The organism is Candidatus Saccharimonas aalborgensis (assembly GCF_000392435.1).
GTDB classification, from domain to species: domain Bacteria; phylum Patescibacteriota; class Saccharimonadia; order Saccharimonadales; family Saccharimonadaceae; genus Saccharimonas; species Saccharimonas aalborgensis.
Genome location: NC_021219.1, coordinates 447,418 through 463,757 on the forward strand (window position 1 = coordinate 447,418; position 16,340 = coordinate 463,757).

The 16,340-nt window shown below is 46.7% G+C and carries 23 protein-coding genes; 3 read left to right on the forward strand and 20 right to left on the reverse strand.

Going from position 1 to position 16,340, the window contains the following annotated elements:
* The first annotated feature begins 5 nt into the window (after window positions 1-5).
* Window positions 6-257, forward strand: a complete 252-nt coding sequence (locus L336_RS02290; RefSeq protein WP_015641599.1) for a G protein-coupled receptor family protein — start codon at window positions 6-8, stop codon at window positions 255-257.
* A gap of 78 nt (window positions 258-335) precedes the next feature.
* Here the strand turns inward: L336_RS02290 and L336_RS02295 are convergent, their stop codons facing one another.
* Together L336_RS02295 and L336_RS02300 are read right to left on the reverse strand one after the other, a co-directional pair.
* Window positions 336-698 carry a hypothetical protein gene (locus L336_RS02295; protein WP_015641600.1) on the reverse strand — a complete coding sequence of 121 codons (363 nt, stop codon included), beginning with the start codon at window positions 696-698 and terminating at the stop codon, window positions 336-338.
* Entirely contained in the window at window positions 688-1,470 is a 783-nt protein-coding gene (locus tag L336_RS02300) for a type II toxin-antitoxin system antitoxin SocA domain-containing protein (protein WP_128569608.1), read from the reverse strand. Before L336_RS02300 ends, L336_RS02295 begins: the two co-directional genes overlap by 11 nt.
* A 218-nt stretch (window positions 1,471-1,688) precedes the next feature.
* Between L336_RS02300 and L336_RS02305 the strand changes: the two genes are divergently transcribed.
* The gene (locus tag L336_RS02305) at window positions 1,689-1,976 is read left to right on the forward strand and encodes a hypothetical protein (RefSeq protein ID WP_128817280.1); all 288 of its coding nucleotides are present in this window, start codon (window positions 1,689-1,691) and stop codon (window positions 1,974-1,976) included.
* Window positions 1,977-2,100: 124 nt separating this feature from the next.
* On the opposite strand, the gene L336_RS02310 is transcribed toward L336_RS02305, so the two are convergent.
* The 5 genes from L336_RS02310 to L336_RS02330 are packed head-to-tail and all read right to left on the reverse strand — an operon-like array spanning window position 2,101 to window position 6,010.
* Window positions 2,101-3,291: an HNH endonuclease family protein gene (locus L336_RS02310; RefSeq protein ID WP_015641603.1), complete on the reverse strand. Its 1,191-nt coding sequence runs from the start codon at window positions 3,289-3,291 to the stop codon at window positions 2,101-2,103.
* Window positions 3,288-4,472: an adenine-specific methyltransferase EcoRI family protein gene (locus tag L336_RS02315; RefSeq protein ID WP_015641604.1), complete on the reverse strand. Its 1,185-nt coding sequence runs from the start codon at window positions 4,470-4,472 to the stop codon at window positions 3,288-3,290. The genes L336_RS02310 and L336_RS02315 overlap by 4 nt, the downstream gene beginning before the upstream one ends.
* 48 nt (window positions 4,473-4,520) lie before the next feature.
* Window positions 4,521-4,790, reverse strand: coding sequence for a DUF2188 domain-containing protein (locus L336_RS06040; RefSeq protein ID WP_015641605.1), 270 nt, complete (start codon window positions 4,788-4,790; stop codon window positions 4,521-4,523).
* Window positions 4,753-5,433, reverse strand: a complete 681-nt coding sequence (locus L336_RS02325) for a hypothetical protein (RefSeq protein WP_015641606.1) — start codon at window positions 5,431-5,433, stop codon at window positions 4,753-4,755. The genes L336_RS06040 and L336_RS02325 overlap by 38 nt, the downstream gene beginning before the upstream one ends.
* Window positions 5,399-6,010: a GIY-YIG nuclease family protein gene (locus L336_RS02330; RefSeq protein ID WP_015641607.1), complete on the reverse strand. Its 612-nt coding sequence runs from the start codon at window positions 6,008-6,010 to the stop codon at window positions 5,399-5,401. Before L336_RS02330 ends, L336_RS02325 begins: the two co-directional genes overlap by 35 nt.
* Window positions 6,011-6,094: 84 nt before the next feature.
* Here L336_RS02330 and L336_RS02335 point away from each other — a divergent pair, with 84 nt between their 5' ends.
* The gene (locus L336_RS02335) at window positions 6,095-6,409 is read left to right on the forward strand and encodes a YdeI/OmpD-associated family protein (protein WP_128569641.1); all 315 of its coding nucleotides are present in this window, start codon (window positions 6,095-6,097) and stop codon (window positions 6,407-6,409) included.
* 23 nt (window positions 6,410-6,432) lie between these two features.
* Here the strand turns inward: L336_RS02335 and L336_RS02340 are convergent, their stop codons facing one another.
* The 13 genes from L336_RS02340 to L336_RS02400 form a co-directional block, all read right to left on the reverse strand.
* Window positions 6,433-7,257 carry a YitT family protein gene (locus L336_RS02340; RefSeq protein ID WP_408605452.1) on the reverse strand — a complete coding sequence of 275 codons (825 nt, stop codon included), beginning with the start codon at window positions 7,255-7,257 and terminating at the stop codon, window positions 6,433-6,435.
* A 98-nt stretch (window positions 7,258-7,355) separates the two neighbouring features.
* A complete protein-coding gene (locus L336_RS02345; RefSeq protein ID WP_015641609.1) occupies window positions 7,356-7,850 on the reverse strand; it encodes a hypothetical protein in 495 nt (164 codons plus the stop codon).
* 14 nt (window positions 7,851-7,864) lie between these two features.
* Window positions 7,865-8,656 carry an ATP-grasp domain-containing protein gene (locus L336_RS02350; protein WP_015641610.1) on the reverse strand — a complete coding sequence of 264 codons (792 nt, stop codon included), beginning with the start codon at window positions 8,654-8,656 and terminating at the stop codon, window positions 7,865-7,867.
* Window positions 8,657-8,673: 17 nt separating this feature from the next.
* Window positions 8,674-8,979 carry an RNA recognition motif domain-containing protein gene (locus tag L336_RS02355; RefSeq protein WP_015641611.1) on the reverse strand — a complete coding sequence of 102 codons (306 nt, stop codon included), beginning with the start codon at window positions 8,977-8,979 and terminating at the stop codon, window positions 8,674-8,676.
* 176 nt (window positions 8,980-9,155) lie between these two features.
* A complete protein-coding gene (heR, locus tag L336_RS02360) occupies window positions 9,156-9,926 on the reverse strand; it encodes a heliorhodopsin HeR (RefSeq protein WP_015641612.1) in 771 nt (256 codons plus the stop codon).
* Window positions 9,927-10,085: 159 nt separating this feature from the next.
* A complete protein-coding gene (locus L336_RS02365; RefSeq protein WP_015641613.1) occupies window positions 10,086-10,712 on the reverse strand; it encodes an AAA family ATPase in 627 nt (208 codons plus the stop codon).
* Entirely contained in the window at window positions 10,709-11,323 is a 615-nt protein-coding gene (locus tag L336_RS02370; protein ID WP_015641614.1) for an HAD family hydrolase, read from the reverse strand. The genes L336_RS02365 and L336_RS02370 overlap by 4 nt, the downstream gene beginning before the upstream one ends.
* Window positions 11,307-11,843 carry an adenine phosphoribosyltransferase gene (locus tag L336_RS02375; RefSeq protein WP_015641615.1) on the reverse strand — a complete coding sequence of 179 codons (537 nt, stop codon included), beginning with the start codon at window positions 11,841-11,843 and terminating at the stop codon, window positions 11,307-11,309. Before L336_RS02375 ends, L336_RS02370 begins: the two co-directional genes overlap by 17 nt.
* Window positions 11,840-12,463 (reverse strand): cyclase family protein, encoded by a 624-nt coding sequence (locus L336_RS02380; RefSeq protein WP_041191229.1) that lies wholly within the window; start codon window positions 12,461-12,463, stop codon window positions 11,840-11,842. Before L336_RS02380 ends, L336_RS02375 begins: the two co-directional genes overlap by 4 nt.
* Window positions 12,460-13,719, reverse strand: a complete 1,260-nt coding sequence (locus tag L336_RS02385) for a hypothetical protein (RefSeq protein WP_015641617.1) — start codon at window positions 13,717-13,719, stop codon at window positions 12,460-12,462. The genes L336_RS02380 and L336_RS02385 overlap by 4 nt, the downstream gene beginning before the upstream one ends.
* Window positions 13,709-14,377: a phosphoribosylanthranilate isomerase gene (locus L336_RS05610; RefSeq protein WP_015641618.1), complete on the reverse strand. Its 669-nt coding sequence runs from the start codon at window positions 14,375-14,377 to the stop codon at window positions 13,709-13,711. The genes L336_RS02385 and L336_RS05610 overlap by 11 nt, the downstream gene beginning before the upstream one ends.
* Window positions 14,368-15,486, reverse strand: a complete 1,119-nt coding sequence (locus L336_RS02395; RefSeq protein WP_015641619.1) for a GTP cyclohydrolase II — start codon at window positions 15,484-15,486, stop codon at window positions 14,368-14,370. Before L336_RS02395 ends, L336_RS05610 begins: the two co-directional genes overlap by 10 nt.
* The gene (locus L336_RS02400; protein ID WP_015641620.1) at window positions 15,483-16,286 is read right to left on the reverse strand and encodes an NUDIX hydrolase; all 804 of its coding nucleotides are present in this window, start codon (window positions 16,284-16,286) and stop codon (window positions 15,483-15,485) included. Before L336_RS02400 ends, L336_RS02395 begins: the two co-directional genes overlap by 4 nt.
* Window positions 16,287-16,340: the final 54 nt, after the last annotated feature.

A 16,340-nucleotide genomic window follows, 5' to 3' on the forward strand; every position in this document is an offset into this window, starting at 1 on the left:
GGGCTATGGATATCCCCGCAAACCTACAAGAGAAACTTACGACAAACATATCAGATACTGTCAATGACCAACTCTCAAAGATATTTATGCAGTACTTCTTGCCCACTATTATTTTCATGTGCGTTATCATCGTACTGTATGTCATGCGGGCCATCCACCGCTACCGAGTTGACAAAGCCATCTTCGAAATTCGTGACACCCTCCGTGCCCAGCGCAGCACTCAACAGGTCGTACGCCCAGACACCAATCAAAAGTAAATGTAACCCTTCGCATTTACGACGTAGAGGGCGTGCCAAATGGAGTTTTTGTGGTAGACAATCGTAGTTTGTTGATTTTTATAAATACGCCCGGTATCTGCCTGGGTCCTCGCGGGATTTCTCATTTTTGGCGTAGAGCTCAACAAAGGTTACCATTGCACTGGTCTTAACCAGTACGAATACAGCTCTTGCCTTATCTGACATGCCTAGTGACAGTACGTCCAATCGCATCTTGACGACTTCAACAGACTCATTAACCACCAGTTTTGTGGCTCGTTTGTTGTTGAAAAACTTTTGCTGGAAGATTTCCTGCTGATCAGAGTCAGTGTATACATCGGCTATGAGCAGCATTGCTGCATCTACGTCATCGGGAAGCGAACGCCACTTCTTACTTAGTCGCTTGAGGTCTTTTTTGAACTCAGGAGACAGCTCAAAGTTCATCCTCTGGCTCCGTCACGGCGGTCAAGTCGCTGCGATAAAAGACGAAGCGATAGTTTATTTTTTCACCCTGTTTTGCAACTCGCCACGGCGTATCATAGTGTGAGAGCTCACTCAATTCTGCAGCGGACTTATCACTTAAGCGTGCTAATGTCTCATTTATGTGCTGTAGTTCGCTAGCGCTAAGTTCTTTCAGTTCCACGCTTATTAATGGTAAGTACTTCTTTTGCGTGTTCTTGAAGTATTCCGTCTCTGCAACTTCGAGCTCTTGGTTCGCCTTCATGCCTTCTACTACACTCACAAAATCCCGCGTCGGGGTTGGACCAAAGTGGTTACGCACGTAGGTTAGGCCTGTTACCGACTGACCTGTCTTTTCGTAGTAGTCAAAATCAATAAAGTACAGCAACTTATATAAAACGGTTTCGCCAACATTCGGTTTAGCACCTACTTTTTCGAGTACATATAGCAGCACTTCGCGGAGCTTTTCCGGGCTCGTTTTTGGATCGATGTCACGCGGGATAATCTCTTCCTTGGCTTGCCCGAAATCGTACGGTGCGACAGACTCATGCACCATACTCACTTCGCCTGATATAAGATCGGCCGGTGAGACCTGGTAATATTCAGCAAGTCTGTTAATTTCATCAAGGTTCGCCGGACGACGTTCTGCCTCCAGGCTTGCATAGGTAGCACGAGCAATACCAATTGCCTCTGCGACATCGGCTTGGCTCACGCCTTTTTCTCCTCTTAATCTCTTGAGAGTATCTGTAAAGCTCATAATCTTGCCCACCAATTATGGTTTGTGATTCTATAAGAGTAACACAACTCTACATTATTAGTCAATATATCTTCTCCCAAAATGAGCACTATGTTATAATACCTTCGGTTACTGGTTCCTGTAAAGTGGGGCGGGAGCTACAAAAAAACCATAAGGTCGGTGTGGCACGTCGCTCGCGCCACAGAATATTTTTGAGAGCGAGAAGGGGCTATGAGGAAATGACAGCACAACAACTATACGATGATGTACTGAGTTACGTCGGTAGCGATAATTTTATCAACTGGTATGTCGGGATTACGGGTGATGTTGAAAAACGCCTTTTTGGCGAGCATAACGTTCATCGAACTCAACATAAGTGGATTCATGGACAAGCTATGAGCGCTGAAACAGCTCGGGCGGTTGAGGCAGCACTGATTGAGCTAGGTTTCGACGGTGGCGGTGGCGGCGGTGACCATACCGCCATTCACGTCTACGCGTTTCGCCAAGATCTAGGTACTGTACGCTAAAGGGTCAATGGAAAAGTGGCTGGCTTATAGAGGCTAGAAGGGTTCACTGCTTGCAAAAACCCGTAAGGCGCTAGAAAGGTCACACCCTCCAGCAAAATGAGGCAAGTAGCCTCGTTTTGTTTTGCTAGCGATTTCCCTTTGCGCGGTTGTGCGCTACACAAAGCATCTCACAATTTTCCAGCGACGTTGAGCCACCCTTGCTCCATGCGCTTACGTGATCAGCATCCATTTCGTTATACCCCCAGAGTTTCGCTTGATTTGCGTCGTGTCCGATCGCACAGTACGAGCAGTTGCTAGTATCTTTCTCGTGTGCCGTATTTGTTTGACGCTCATAGACTACCCGTTTGTCGCGATCGTCAAACACCCTCACGTCAAGTAATTTTGTATCTGACTCTCCACCGAGAATATACTCAAAAACGCCGCTGCGACGTTTGACAAACTCATCTCCATAGAGTCGTCGCACTGTCTCATGCACCCGGGCCGGCTCATACTGCGTTGTATGATACATCTCGTACAACCTACCCCATTCAAGTCCGCGCATCTCTCGCTCGACATCAATAAAGACACCGTCGATCCAGTTGATAACCTTCGTGAAGTACGCTTTTAATTCATCAATGCTTGTGTCATAACGATGCTGGCTCATGTAGCGATCCACATCTTCGCGACTCACCCACTGCAAAGCCCGTTCGAGATATTCTTGGCGACGTATATCGCCTGCGATGTACGAACTCCACTTTTGGACATTGCTATTGTTTGGGTTGCTGAACTCTTCGCGCGCCAGTGTTACAAATGGTCCGCTATACACGGCATTCAAAATCTCTTGCTCATTGAGCGCCACGCCTGCGATGTTGATGGTCTTGAACCAGTCTTTTATTTCCGATTCCTCACCCTCGCAGATATACACAAGCAGTGGCGTTTCCATGATACGACGCTGCATGTCTGCCGCTAGACCGCTAAAATATTGTTGATTTCCGTTGGTATCTTTTGCGGCAAAGAGTCCGCGTACAAACCTTCCTATCGTCGTGATACGCTGCTGGCCATCAAGTACTTCATAGTCGTCATCACCGACTTTGCTAAAGTACAATAGGCCGATCGGATAGCCCTTGAGTAGACTATCGATCACCGCGACGTCCTTCCTGCCGTCACCATAGATGTATCGGCGTTGATACTCCGGCTGGATCGTCAGTCGGCCGTCGAGTCCAAAGAGTCCTTTTTCGTCAAGCTCATTGTACTCAAAACCTTCGACGATATCAGCAACAGTGATGCCTTGCCCAGCATCGGCTTCATCTCGCCTTACCCATAGTGTTGTTTTCATACAGCCGCCTTTCTGTGTCGGATTAAGATGCGTTGATAGGGAACGATAGCTTTGCCATCGGTGTCGACGTAGACGGGGTTAATCCAGCCCTGTCGTATCGCTCCTTTGTTACCTTGCTTATAGTAAAGATCGACAAATTCTTTTGTTACACCCCTCCAACCTTTTGGCAGGATATTTGACTGAGGATGACCCACGATCTCAAATTGCTCCGGCGAGTATTTGTCGAGGAAACTGATGGGTACTCCCATAACGCCATTGTAATCACTGGGAATTGCATCGCTAAACGGCACTTCAATGGCATCGTAATTGTCGTATTTATCATAAGCATCTCTACCCTGCATTTTTTTGTTGTGTTTCAAATTTTCGGCCATCGTCATGAGTTGCAATGGTTGGTGACGACGTGCGTGGTCAATGTTTGTGAACCAATTTACATTGCGAAACTTCACGAGTCCCGTCTGTTCATCAAACACTCCTGAGGCAAAATCACGAACATTTTCAGAAGGTACCGAAAAATATGCGTTTCCCGCATTAAAACCGTTGCCGAGCCAAATCTTATCTTCCTTGATTAGGGGAAATATTTCTTTATACGTAATAGCGTTCATGCTACCAATAATCACAAATTTCTTTTTGTATTCGACGAGCTGCCCTACGTACTCGCGAAACAAACTAAACGGCGGATTTGTCACCACGATATCCGACTGCTCGAGTAGCTCTACACACTCAACACTGCGAAAATCACCGTCGCCCTCGAGCGGGGTCCACTCGTTATGCTTATTTGCTTTGAGTTGCTGAGCCACGTCCTCGAGATTGAATTGCCCATCGTCATCATAGTCACCCACATCGCTAATGACAAACTTGTTTGCCGTTACCTTTGGCCTGCCTTTTGCTGGAGTGACGGTGACATCATCGCCAAACAGTCCGAGTTGTGTATTTGCAACGGGGCTTGGCTTGTAGCTCGTCGTGATTAGCTTTTTCAATCCCAGTCGCTTGAAGTTGAGCACAAAGTATTTGAAAAAGTTGCTCTCAAATGGGTCATCGCAGTTACAATAGACTACTTTGTCACGAAACGTATCGGGATTATACATAAGATACGCCCCGATTTCCTTTTGGATGTCGGGATACTGCGTATAAAACTCATCATTTTTGGCCTTTTTGGCGCTAGTGAGGTTTGAGTTCGCCATAAACTGTAATTATTATAGCAACAGTGTTTGTTTTTGGTGAGACCTTAGTTAATAAGCAAATTGTTCGGATATGTGACCGTCGTTACCGAGCACATAAACGCTTGAGCGCTGGTTTTTAGCAATTGTTTTAGCCCTTGCTATTGCTTCGCGTTTGGTGTTATATACGCCAGTTGCTTTTTGAGCATGAAGTCGCCTAACACGCCACCCGTCATGACTTTTAGCCACAAAATGTGCATTCATACCCGCGCGTGCTGCATCGACATATTCCTGTACCTGCGGATTATTCGTTGTGGATACCTGTGGAACTATTGGTAACATAATCTAATATCTCGTTTCTTATCTGTTGTTCAGTATATTGAATACCGCATAAAAACTCAAGTAACATCTGCCTATTAACAAATTTATGATATTTGAACTCCATTGTGCCACCTTCACGAAACTCCACATACTTGCTGCTAATAACTCTAACTTTAATATCTTCGTGACATTGCACAATTTCGTAGGCAGTTTGGCGAGAACTAGAGTGAGTACGATAAAAGTGGCTAATATCGTATTTACGCTGACGGTTAAGAAACACTCCGAACGCAACAATCAAACTCTCGGGTAACACAAGATGTAATTCGATCTTTTTTTGCTGCTTGATCGCTTTTTCGATTTTTATTTCGGCACCTCTCGTTGTTGGTAGTGTTCCGTCTAGGATTATCGCGCGAGTGGACGTAAGGTATGTCGCGACATACTCACTTTTTCCTGATGCAGCGCCGCCCGCAAGTAGAATGACTTTTCTTTCAGAGCGACGTTTAACGGCTTCATCATACATTTTGTCCGCCATTTTTGCGGAAGCTTGATGAAACTGATCCGAATGCGCTGGGTCATATCCCTCAATATCCTTTTTTATTTCATCGGCTGCGATAACATACGCCACGGATTTACTCACTCTCGTCCATGCGTCGACGACGCTCATCAAGAGTTTCCCCCTCGTATGACCAATGCGCAGTGCCCGATACAACATTGCGGTAGCCAAGCACTTCCTGTGCGGCGGCAGAAAGACTCGTTGGGCGACCGTTGAACTCAATACTTTCTGAACCTGTGCGGCCGATCACGCGCGCGGTAATCGTATTATCGCGGCTGAAATGCAACTCAGCGCCAAGGGGAATATTTACCATGTCAAAATTAAATCGACCGCGCCGCTCACGGGCTTCGTCGAGAGCACGTTGGTCTTCGGGTGAATCAACGATGTCGTGACCAGGCGTAATGTCTTCGATCTGTGCAAGCTTGAGGGCCGCTACCACGCGTTCTGGGTCGATCGCAAAAAACTCGCGTTTCGGATTGACACGATTGTCACCAAACGCATCATGCAACTGCCGCTCCACAAATGTCGCATTAGCAACGGTACATGCATAATGAGGGGTGAATGGCATCGGTACACTCGTCGATGCGCTCAGCTCGCGGATTCGCTGCTCAAGATTAGTGCTTGTCTTGCCGATCTTTACATACCCCGGCATTGCTTCATTTGTTAATACATAGATAATATCGCTCATATGTTTTCAGTATACTGCGCTACGAACACATTTGATATCATTGCGTCACCAAACAGATTCGGCAATCACTGCTACAATATCTCTATGATGCAAACTCGCGTTTCTAGCGGAACAGTTCACCAACTTACTCCCGATATACAAAAGGTGCTGTTAAGCAATACCCGTGCGCTCGCAGCATGGCAAGACATCACCCCACTCGCGCGCAATGAATTCATCTGCTGGATTACCGATGCTAAAAAGCCCGAAACTCGTGCTAAGCGCATCCGTGTAGCAATCGATAAACTCTCACGCGGCGAGCGCCGACCATGCTGCTGGATTGGCTGTACTCACCGTACCGACAAGCCGATGAGCCCTACCCAAAAATGGGCTCTCGATAAGACACGTTCGCCAAAGAAGTAAGAACTTTATTAACACACGGCTAGCTATGTCTTGCTCTCAAAATTTTGCCCCATAACCTCATGTACATCGCTGATAACTACAAAAGCGCGTGGGTCACAAGTGGCAACCACTGCTTTTAGTTTTTGTTCTTCGATGCGAGTAATCACCGACAAAATCACGCCATTTGATACAATTCCATCAACGCTACGACCGTTGACATACGTTACTTTTCTACCGAGTTCTTGTCGTATAGCCTCACCGATTTCCAAGTATTTATTGCTCACTATCCAGACCGACTTTGACTGGTCGAGTCCCTCTGCCGTGATATCCATGGCTTTGTAGGCAACGGCATATGCGACCAATGAGTACATAGCTCTATCCCAACCGAACACAAATCCTGCGACTCCAAGAATAAGCAAATTCATAGCCATTATCAGTTCACCTACGGAAAATGGAGATTTTTTCTCCGCCAATATTGCGACGATTTCTGTGCCATCCAGCGTGCCCCCATAACGAATAACGACGCCCGACCCTATCCCGATAGCTAACCCGCCAAAGATAGCCGCAAGTATGGGTTCAGTTGTTGCGGCTGAACTACTATGAAATAGGCCGGTCATAAGTGACATAAATAGTAAACCCACACTCGACGAGATAGCAAATATGCTGCCTAACTTTTTATAGCCTAAATATATGAAAGGTGCGTTTAGACAGAGTAGGAAAAAGCCGATGGGCAGCCCAGTAACATGTGTAGCAATAATTGAAATGCCGACAACCCCACCATCAGTCAGGTGATTTGGTATCAAGAACGCCTGCAATCCCAGAGTAGCAACAGCTGCGCCCGATGCGATACTGGCGCTACGTCTTACTATCTTGCCTATATCTCGATGTGCAATTACTGCTTCTCTTTTTTTGGCTTTTTGATTTCTTTTCTTCCTTTATCTTTTGCCATGATTTCTCCTTTGGTTAGTTAATACGGACATTCTTTGGTCACACTAGACATTTCCAGCCGCTGGTCTCCGTAGACGACGGCATGGGTTGTCCAGTACGGTTTGCTTTCGGGTATCTCGGTGGAGCTACCTGGCCTTGGGGGACGCAAGCGACCGATCCACATATCGGTAAGATCATAACTCCCATCCTGATTCCAGATAAGCTGTATCGACAGGTAATGAGTTGTCTCTGGCTTGGCGTTTTTGACTAAACGTGTAAAGATATCGTCTTTGAAAAGACGTCCGTAGAAAACAGTACTTTCATCTGTCGTTGCGATGACAGTACTATACCCTATCGACCTTTGCATATTATATTCCATGGCAGTATCCGTGCTGGGTGGTGCTAGGTATGCAAGCATTTCCTTTGCCAAAAAATAGAGGTGGGGTTGATATGCGATTTGCTTGCCTGCTTCTGAGCCTATCAGCTCAACGTATACTTCTCTGCCACTAGCAGTCTGCCCTATGAGATGCTTCATGGTTATCCCCTTTCTTACGTCCGTACATGAGAAGCGGCTGGCGAGCCAGCTGCCGTAGAAGTTTCAGCACGCCTATCATCCAACATCGCCCGCAAAAATAGATGCGCAACATCCACCACCGGCCCGCTGGTTGGCGCATGAAACCATTTCATCCCCGGAGAGCTATTTACTTCCAGAATACGTGCTTTTCCGTCCGGCCCGACGATGAAATCAATTGCAGCAAACCGCAAACCAAACACTTTCGCGATCTCGATAGATAAAGAGACTAACGTACGATCCCACTTGCTATGAGAGTACGATATCCTTTTCAGAGGGCGGTCCTCTGCGACAGACTGACCATACTGGCTCTCATGAACTCCGATAATCTCACCGTTCAGAAGCAAATAGCGTAGTTCTCTACCGGGTGCATATTCTTCTAGTATATATTTTCCGATGTCAAAGGTATCCAGCTGTTTGGATGACTCTACGATATGCACGTCACGTGAATTGCTGCCTTTGATAGGCTTAACGACAATTTTTTTGTGCGTTGCTAAGAAAGTTTGGGCACCTGTCCGGTCTGTCGGAACAAGGTGAGACATAGTTGGAAAACCCCTGCGCGCCAGCACGAGCCTCGCAGCGTTTTTGTTGCCAACCATACTACTGCTCAACTGTGAATTCATAGAACTAATCGAGTAATTGATGTACCGTTCACTGCCGTCGACTTGGATAGCAAATATTGAGCCGTCTTCAAGCCACTCTGGATGCAGGCTCATCTTTTCAGCTGCCCTAAACAATAGCTCAGCAGAGCAAAGCTTCTTACTATTCATATATGTCTTTCTATTAGTTAGCGACGACCAAAGCCACCACGATAGTTTCCGCCACCCTGTGGACGTGGGCGATCTTCGCGCGGCTTCGCGACATTCACCACAATGGTACGCTCTTCAAAGTCTTTGCCGTCGAGTGTTTCGATCGCTTTTTGCGCGTCGGCATCGTTTTCCATTTCGACGAATCCAAACCCGCGCGAGCGGCCAGTTTCTCGATCAGTAGCGACTTCCGCACTCACCACGGTGCCAAACTGCGCGAACAGCGCGTTTAAGCTGTCGTTGGTGGTATTGAAAGACAATTTGCCTACATATAATTTTGTTGCCATGAGTACATGAACCTTTCTATCAGCTAATATTGTGCGAGATAGGGTCTAGTGCAGTAGCCGAGAATAAAATGAGTTTGGTGCCACACTTGTACGCTTGGTTAAGGAGTAGAATAACTTGCTATCACTAGTATATCAGACAATCGAAAAATATGCTATGTCAACAACTTGCTAGACTATTAGTTCGGGATTAGCGTGTTGGCAAAGATCTGAATCGCCAGTGCTGCTTTGGCAGTGAAGCTTAGTACGATATACGCACGCTCACCGCGCAAATAGTCTTTCCACTTTCCGAGTGCTCGGTACTGCTTGTACTGAACCAGTGCGAATGAATTAAACAGAAGGAATATCGACACAATAATACCGTAGACAAATGCTGGCGGTGTGGCGTCAGACGGCGAGTTGGGCGATAGTACCGAAATAAGCACGATAAGCCACGGCACGATTCCTGCAATACAACCAAATATAAAGGGCAGCCATTCACGTGAGCCTGGACGCGTATACTTTTCTTGCAGCCAGCCGAACAAGATCATCGATACATTTACCCCAGCTATGCCGAGAAGCGCGCCATAATCACTAATCCCCGTAATCTGCGCGATAAGCAAAATCATCAGTGTCGAGCTGATCGAATATTCGACCCAACGAAACACGTTGATCGTGTTACCAAGACCTTTGATATAGCGCTGGAAAAACACTTTCGACGCGACCAGCACGTGGAAAAGCGCCGACAATCCTAGGAACAGCGCCACGGCGTAACCTACCCGCACATTAAACAACGTGATTGGGTCTGTAAACACCGACCCCGGGGGTCCCGCTAAGTACGTCGCTGTCACAGGCAACGAAAATGAGTTTGAATAATACAGCACAAACAGCGCCAGCGCCAGATGAAACGCCGCTGCCGCAATATTTAGTTTTCGAAGTGACTGTTTTGATGCATGTGAGATGTTCGTCATGATCTAATAATAGCATAAACTATTTGTTGCACCGACTATGCAACCATGGCTGGAGCGCGGCGAACATACGCCTTGCATATGCTTTTCGCGATACAATTGGCTACCCGTATTCTATTGCTCCAGACTTAGAGTATAGATTCTGTAATATCATAGTATGCGTTAGCACATATCGCGAAATTTAGCGTATTGTCTAAACGTAAAATCTGCCTTGCAATGGCCGGTGTCTACAGATAGCACATTAAGTCCCCTTAGCGCCAATATGTCCGCAGCTTTGCCGAGTTTGCGTTGATAGTGCGAGAGAAAGAATGGCGAATTAAATCCCCAAAACTCTTCACCCACAACACCGGAACGCTGGCGTTCACGTATGCGCTGTCCAATTATCGCATCAGCGGCAAACACATGAACAATAATGTCAGGCACCACACCGTTCTTTGTTTCATCGTTTAGCCACTGATCGACGATCGTATGAGTAGCTGTGTAGGGTTCGCCAATACATTGACGCATAGCACCGTGAGACAATAACGTAATAAGCAGCGAATTTGTGGTGATAAGGTTACCTTTGATAGAGGCTTGCGCTTGTTGCTCAGCGCGCTCTAGCGACAAGTAGAACGCTTCGCGATCGTTAATAAATGGCGCGTCGATGACTCTGCCCGTATTTGCTTGCTTAAAGGCAAGTGCCTCAACCGCAGTGCTTGATTCTACAGTATAATCGCCATACTTTTCGTAGATAGCCCGAACAAGCGTCGACTTGCCAGAGGCATCACAACCCATCACAAGAGTCTTCACCGTCCCTCGTCCACGCCATCTAGCAAGTGATTGATTTGTGCAACTACTGCACCGGGGTTACCAGTATATAAAATTGCCCGTACGCCCGCTTTCAATGCGTTATCAATATCCATTTCCTGGTTGTCACCTATATGAACAATCTCATTTGGTTTTACGCCCCACTCCCTAGCGATCGCGCCAAAGACATCGGCGGTTTTCCCTCCAGTCGAAAAATCGTCAACGCAGGAATATATTTTATTAAAGTACTGCTTGTTCAGCCCAAGCTCGTAATCTATGAACCGGTTCGTCGTTGTCGAAAGTAGCACAACCGGCAGTGAAAGGCCTGCAATATATTCAATAAGCAGTTTCTCTACGCGAGGCTGCGGCACTATATGCGTTATGATATCGGCTGTTGAAAATCCTAGCTCGGCCCCCCAATATGCGTCATCGTAGTAGCGTAGGTCGTACTTGCCCATCGCTTTGAACATATCTCCCAGCGATCGTTTTGCTACCGCAACATCAACATTGTGCCTTTTCGCATATAGTTTTGGTAGCTCTTCCAACCAAAATGTATCCGAAAACGTTGCGTCAGATACCACGCCCTGCAAGTCAAAGCTAATCAACCGTATCATACTTTTTTCTTATCCTTACCAGTGACAGTATGTCGTAGCCTGCAAGCTCTTCGCGACCGCCAAGATATTCGAGCTCAGTGACATATGCGAGGCCAGCCACAACACCACCACTCTTTTCGATAAGTGAAATAGCCGCCTTACTCGCTCCGCTACCCGCCATAATGTCATATACCACCACTATCCGCTCCTTTGGCAACACTGCATCGGCCTTAATCACATATTCGCCCGTACCATATTCCTTGACAAATTCTTGGCTGTAAACCTCGCCAGGTACCAGATTGGGCTTTCGAATAAGGACCATCGGGACCTGTAGCTCGTGGGCTAATATGGCACCCAAAGTGAAACCCTTTGATTCAATAGCGGCGATTGCATCAATTTTCTTATCACGCAAAAACTCTTTTATTTCTTGGATGGCAGTATTCCTGGCATGAACGTCTTTCAGCAAATAGCTAAAATCCCAGAATAGCACCCCTTCCTTTGGAAAATCTGGGTAACATCTCACCAAGGACCTGTAGTTCATAACGTTGCTCCCTCCAGCAAAATAGCGCGTGCTGGTGCACCATCAATGCCCGTCACCTTAATCGGCAAACACACTAACGTATAGTGGCCAGCCGGAGCGTCAGCCAGCCGCAGGTTATCGAGCGAAATGATGTCCCGTTCCATATATATTCGATGAATCACATTTGCACCATCGCGTTCGAAGCTCTGATAATCAAACCCTATTAGTGTGATACCTAGATCACGTAAATAACATGCTGCCGCCTCACTCAAAGCAACATGGTTTGGATTGTACGACTTCATAGTGTCGTAAGAATTCTTTGTTTTAAGTAGAATGCGCTTACTGGTAATGTCATGTTTCTTAAGATCTGATATTTCAATGTAATCGCTCACGCCTGTGACATCAACTACCTGGCATTCGCCCATTAAGATGTCGAGGGGTATTTCATCAGACTTCCACTTATCAGTGAACAAGTAATACGGTGCATCAACATGAGTGCCGGCATGCGAACCAAAGTCAAGCCACGTGAAGTTAACGGGAGCCTCTGGTTGTCGAGCAACTGGTATGAGCTTTGGCTGCTGATCCTCGACCCACACTACGGTTTGCTCATTTAAATCCATTGAGATATCAATTAACTTCATACCTTCTCCTTTTCTAATAGTGTCGCTATCCGCTCTTCCCAAGACGCTCGATTCGACTCGAGACGTTCTATAATATCGGCAACAATACCACTGCGATACTGTTTGTAGAGCGGTAATAGTTGTCTAGTAAGCGGGATTATTTTACTATCAATCAGTGCAAATCCATTCCAATAGTCTAAGTGATTTGCTACTGGCATGGGAGACCAAGCGGGTGCATGTAGCTCGAACATTTGATCAAGCAGGTCCCACGTCTCTGTTTGCCCACCACTGGCATACTCTAACTTCTTCATAAGATACCGCGCAATATCATGATTGCTCACATAGTCGCGTACCTGTACTTCATGTAATGCGGATTGCAACATTGTTAAAGCGTTTGACTGCTGAATCGCTACGGACAGCCTTTCATAAAATGGCGCGGTGCTCTGGCGGTGCATCCTCACATCGCGTATACGTACCCTTCTAAAGTTATGTTTTGTCACGAAGTAGTAGTAGCCGATTATATCTATGCGGTTTTCATAGGGATACGCGCCCGCTGCGTAGCACTCTAGCTCAGTTCGTTTATCGTAGAGCGCAAAAGCAATCTTCTCATACTTATCAGAGTTATCTACAAATATACAATAGGCCGAAACGCTATACTGCGGCGTCGCGGTAAACAGCCTGGTCATCGTATTAAACGTTCGCAGTACTGTTCCGGAGTTAATATATTCGTCAAACAGTAAAAACGGTTCACAGAATACTGATGCAAGCTGAGTACCTGAAACAATTGTGCGCAGAGCCTGCACGGCAACATCATTATAGATTGCATGGTCAGCAATGCTGTCATATACCGACGGATTTTCTGGCGAACTTAGAACGACATTTTGCAATATTGGTTTTGCGCATTCTGCTTTTAACGCTTCGCGCCGTGTCATGTTACCGCTTTTATATATAACAGTTTCGTCGAGTTCTTCTGGTGACAGATACGCGTAAAACCACTCCAGCAGGCTAAACTCAGTATCGCGCGGAATCTTAATCTGGTGAATTGTAACACCACTCTTTTCAAACTCCTGCAAACGACGCAGTATGTAAATGAGTGGTGCGGTGCCACTTTCAATGACGATTACTCTTTTGTGGCCACTTTCAATGATTTTTTTGAGCACCCGCCTTGCGAGCACTATGGCTTCACTATCATTCATGTAGTGGAACCGGCGTCTGAACGCAGGGTGCGTGAAACCGCGCAGAGTATCAATTGGCTGGTCATAAGGATTACTGCTCATCAAACGCCTTTGATATTCTTATAAACTCTGCGATTTTAGACAGATCTTTACGGTCTTTTCTTAAATATGAATCACTGTAGCAGCTCACTCCTGTTGAAACATCGGTTCCATACGGCTTTGTCAGTACCATTGCAGCCTCGACATTGTCTGGGCGCAGACCGCCGGCAATAAACACAGGCTTACTTGTGCGTTTTATAAGCTCCGCACACGCCCGCCAGTCGTTCTCACCGCCAGTACCTCCTGTATACCCCGCCACGCGCGAGTCAAGTAGGAAGAAATCGCAATAGGGCTCGTAGATTGTGAGTTTGCGCGTCGCTTCTGGGTCACTTGTAACAATTGTCTTTATGATCTTACGTTCTGTGCCCTTACGTACCGCTGCCATTTCATTCTCATCAATATCTTCCGACACTTGAATGCCACTCGACTGTATGTAGTTGGCCAAGCTTAAAATATCATCTGCTTCCGTAAGGTGTGTCACCAAAAAACTATCGACACCCTCCGGGAACTTTTTGATGATTTGGCGGACATGTTGGGCATAGGGCTCTACTTCAACGGGCAATACCCTCCCGCCCATGACAAAACCAATCGCGTCTGCGCCAAGCCCAACTGCACTCAAGGCGTCGACTTCGTTGCTGATGCCACAAATCTTTACTTGCATGTCTCATTTTCCTTCCCTGAAATTACTCGCGCTATTTCTTCTCGCACACGCCTGTAGTCTTCCGCAAATGTCATAAGCTCACCATTGATGTCTAGGTGATGAAACTCCATGCCACGCTCATGCGCCTCAACCGCACCAGCAACGTTTACCGCTCCGATGCTTTTAACCCTAGTAACGTCATATCCGAATCGTTCCATTTGCGCAATCTTAAGCGGGTTGTTAGTGAGCATGATGACACTTTTATTAACTGCTAAGTAGTCAAGAATAACTGGTGTAATTTTATAGCCTACACCATCGTTTTCGCCCCGCGGGTCACCGTTAATGCCGATCGTCGTAAACCCTCCGTACATACTTGTACGATAGGTTTGTTCAGACGTATATTCACCTCGGTGACGCATAGAGGCGCGCTCCGCAAGGTCAATCACAAACTCACCTTCCGTATACCCGCTTCCCATACCGTTCTGAGAATCAACATGTAGCATTACAAACCCAACCCGACCCGGCTGTTGGCAAGTGTGCTTACCGTCACGAACCACAAACTGATCCTGCACCCAACGCTCAAACTCATCACCCGCTACTGTATCTGGTGGTGTAACCGTGTTAAACGAGGCCGCTAATTCACGAACATTCTGCCATTGATGATGACAGTTGCACCGCTGTGAGCCGAACAGGAAAGAAGGAGTACATGCCGATTCAGCGCGGAGTACAAATTGATCGTCGTACACGTTACCAACAATCCCAGCGTTTGCATATTCCATACCGACGCCAGGCATATACACACACGATCCTACATGGCGAGTGATATTCGGGATTTCTTTCGATGTCAACGAAAATAGTGTCGCGCCCTTATTGGCAATGATCAACGCCTTTGTCGGAATATGTAATGCGACATCATATATATTCATCAAGTCACCCTCAGCAAGCTGTTGATTTAGTGCGGTGACAAACGTGCCAATAACCGACTCAAATAGCTGGCGGTCTGTAATTCGGTATACCGTATCACCGCCTTCAGTAGGAGCCGTATCCAACACCCGTGCATACACAGCATCGTACCGCTGTATGCGCTCTATCGCTTTTTGCAAGCCATTGGTTAGTGGGGTCGCTGTCATGATAGTTTCTCCTCTCTTCTGTGATATGTATATAGTTCCGATGGTCTATGTCCGCCCGTACGCACCGTGTTACCTGTTTTTTGAACTTTCTTGGCAATCGTCCGGCGAAATGCGGGTGTCCAGACTTCACGACCCAGGATTGCTTCATAGACCTGCTGAAGCTCTCCAAGCGTAAACTGCTGCGGCATCATGTTAAATACAATGTCAGAAGACACGGTTTTTTGGCGCAACAATTGCAGCCCAAACAAAATCATCTGGCAATGGTCAAAGGCAACGCCATTATTTTGAACAATCTCATAACCATACAGCGACGATGTAGGATGTAGCTTCAGTTGCTTGGCTGAAAATGCCACGGTCATCGTACCATCTGTTAAGCTAACATGGATACTATTCTTGCGTTGCTTCACAGCAAGCTTCATCCACAATGCACCGTCACTCAGTGACTCGTTGCCCATCGTTTTGTCAACAAGCGACATAAACACCGTGCTAATTACTCTACCTCGCGGGTCGCGGTCAACGCTGCTAAATGTATGTATCTGTTCGCTATAAATATTGTGAAGACCCGTTTCTCGCTCCAACACCCTGTCTGTCGCGTCACGCAGTGTTTCGTTATTGCGCACAAAACCACCCGGCAGACTCCAGCTACCTGCAAATGGGGCCTTGTCCCTTTTGACCAACAGGATACTGATGTCCTTTGTCGGTGATCGACGTAGTTCTGTAGACGGCGTCGTGGCAACTGAAAACAACAGCGTGTCAACGGCAACCAATATTGTTTGTTCTTTGACTGACTTACTTATCATTATCATCTTTCTCCACTTATTAACATTCTATTACTAAGTGCACGGAATGTCAAT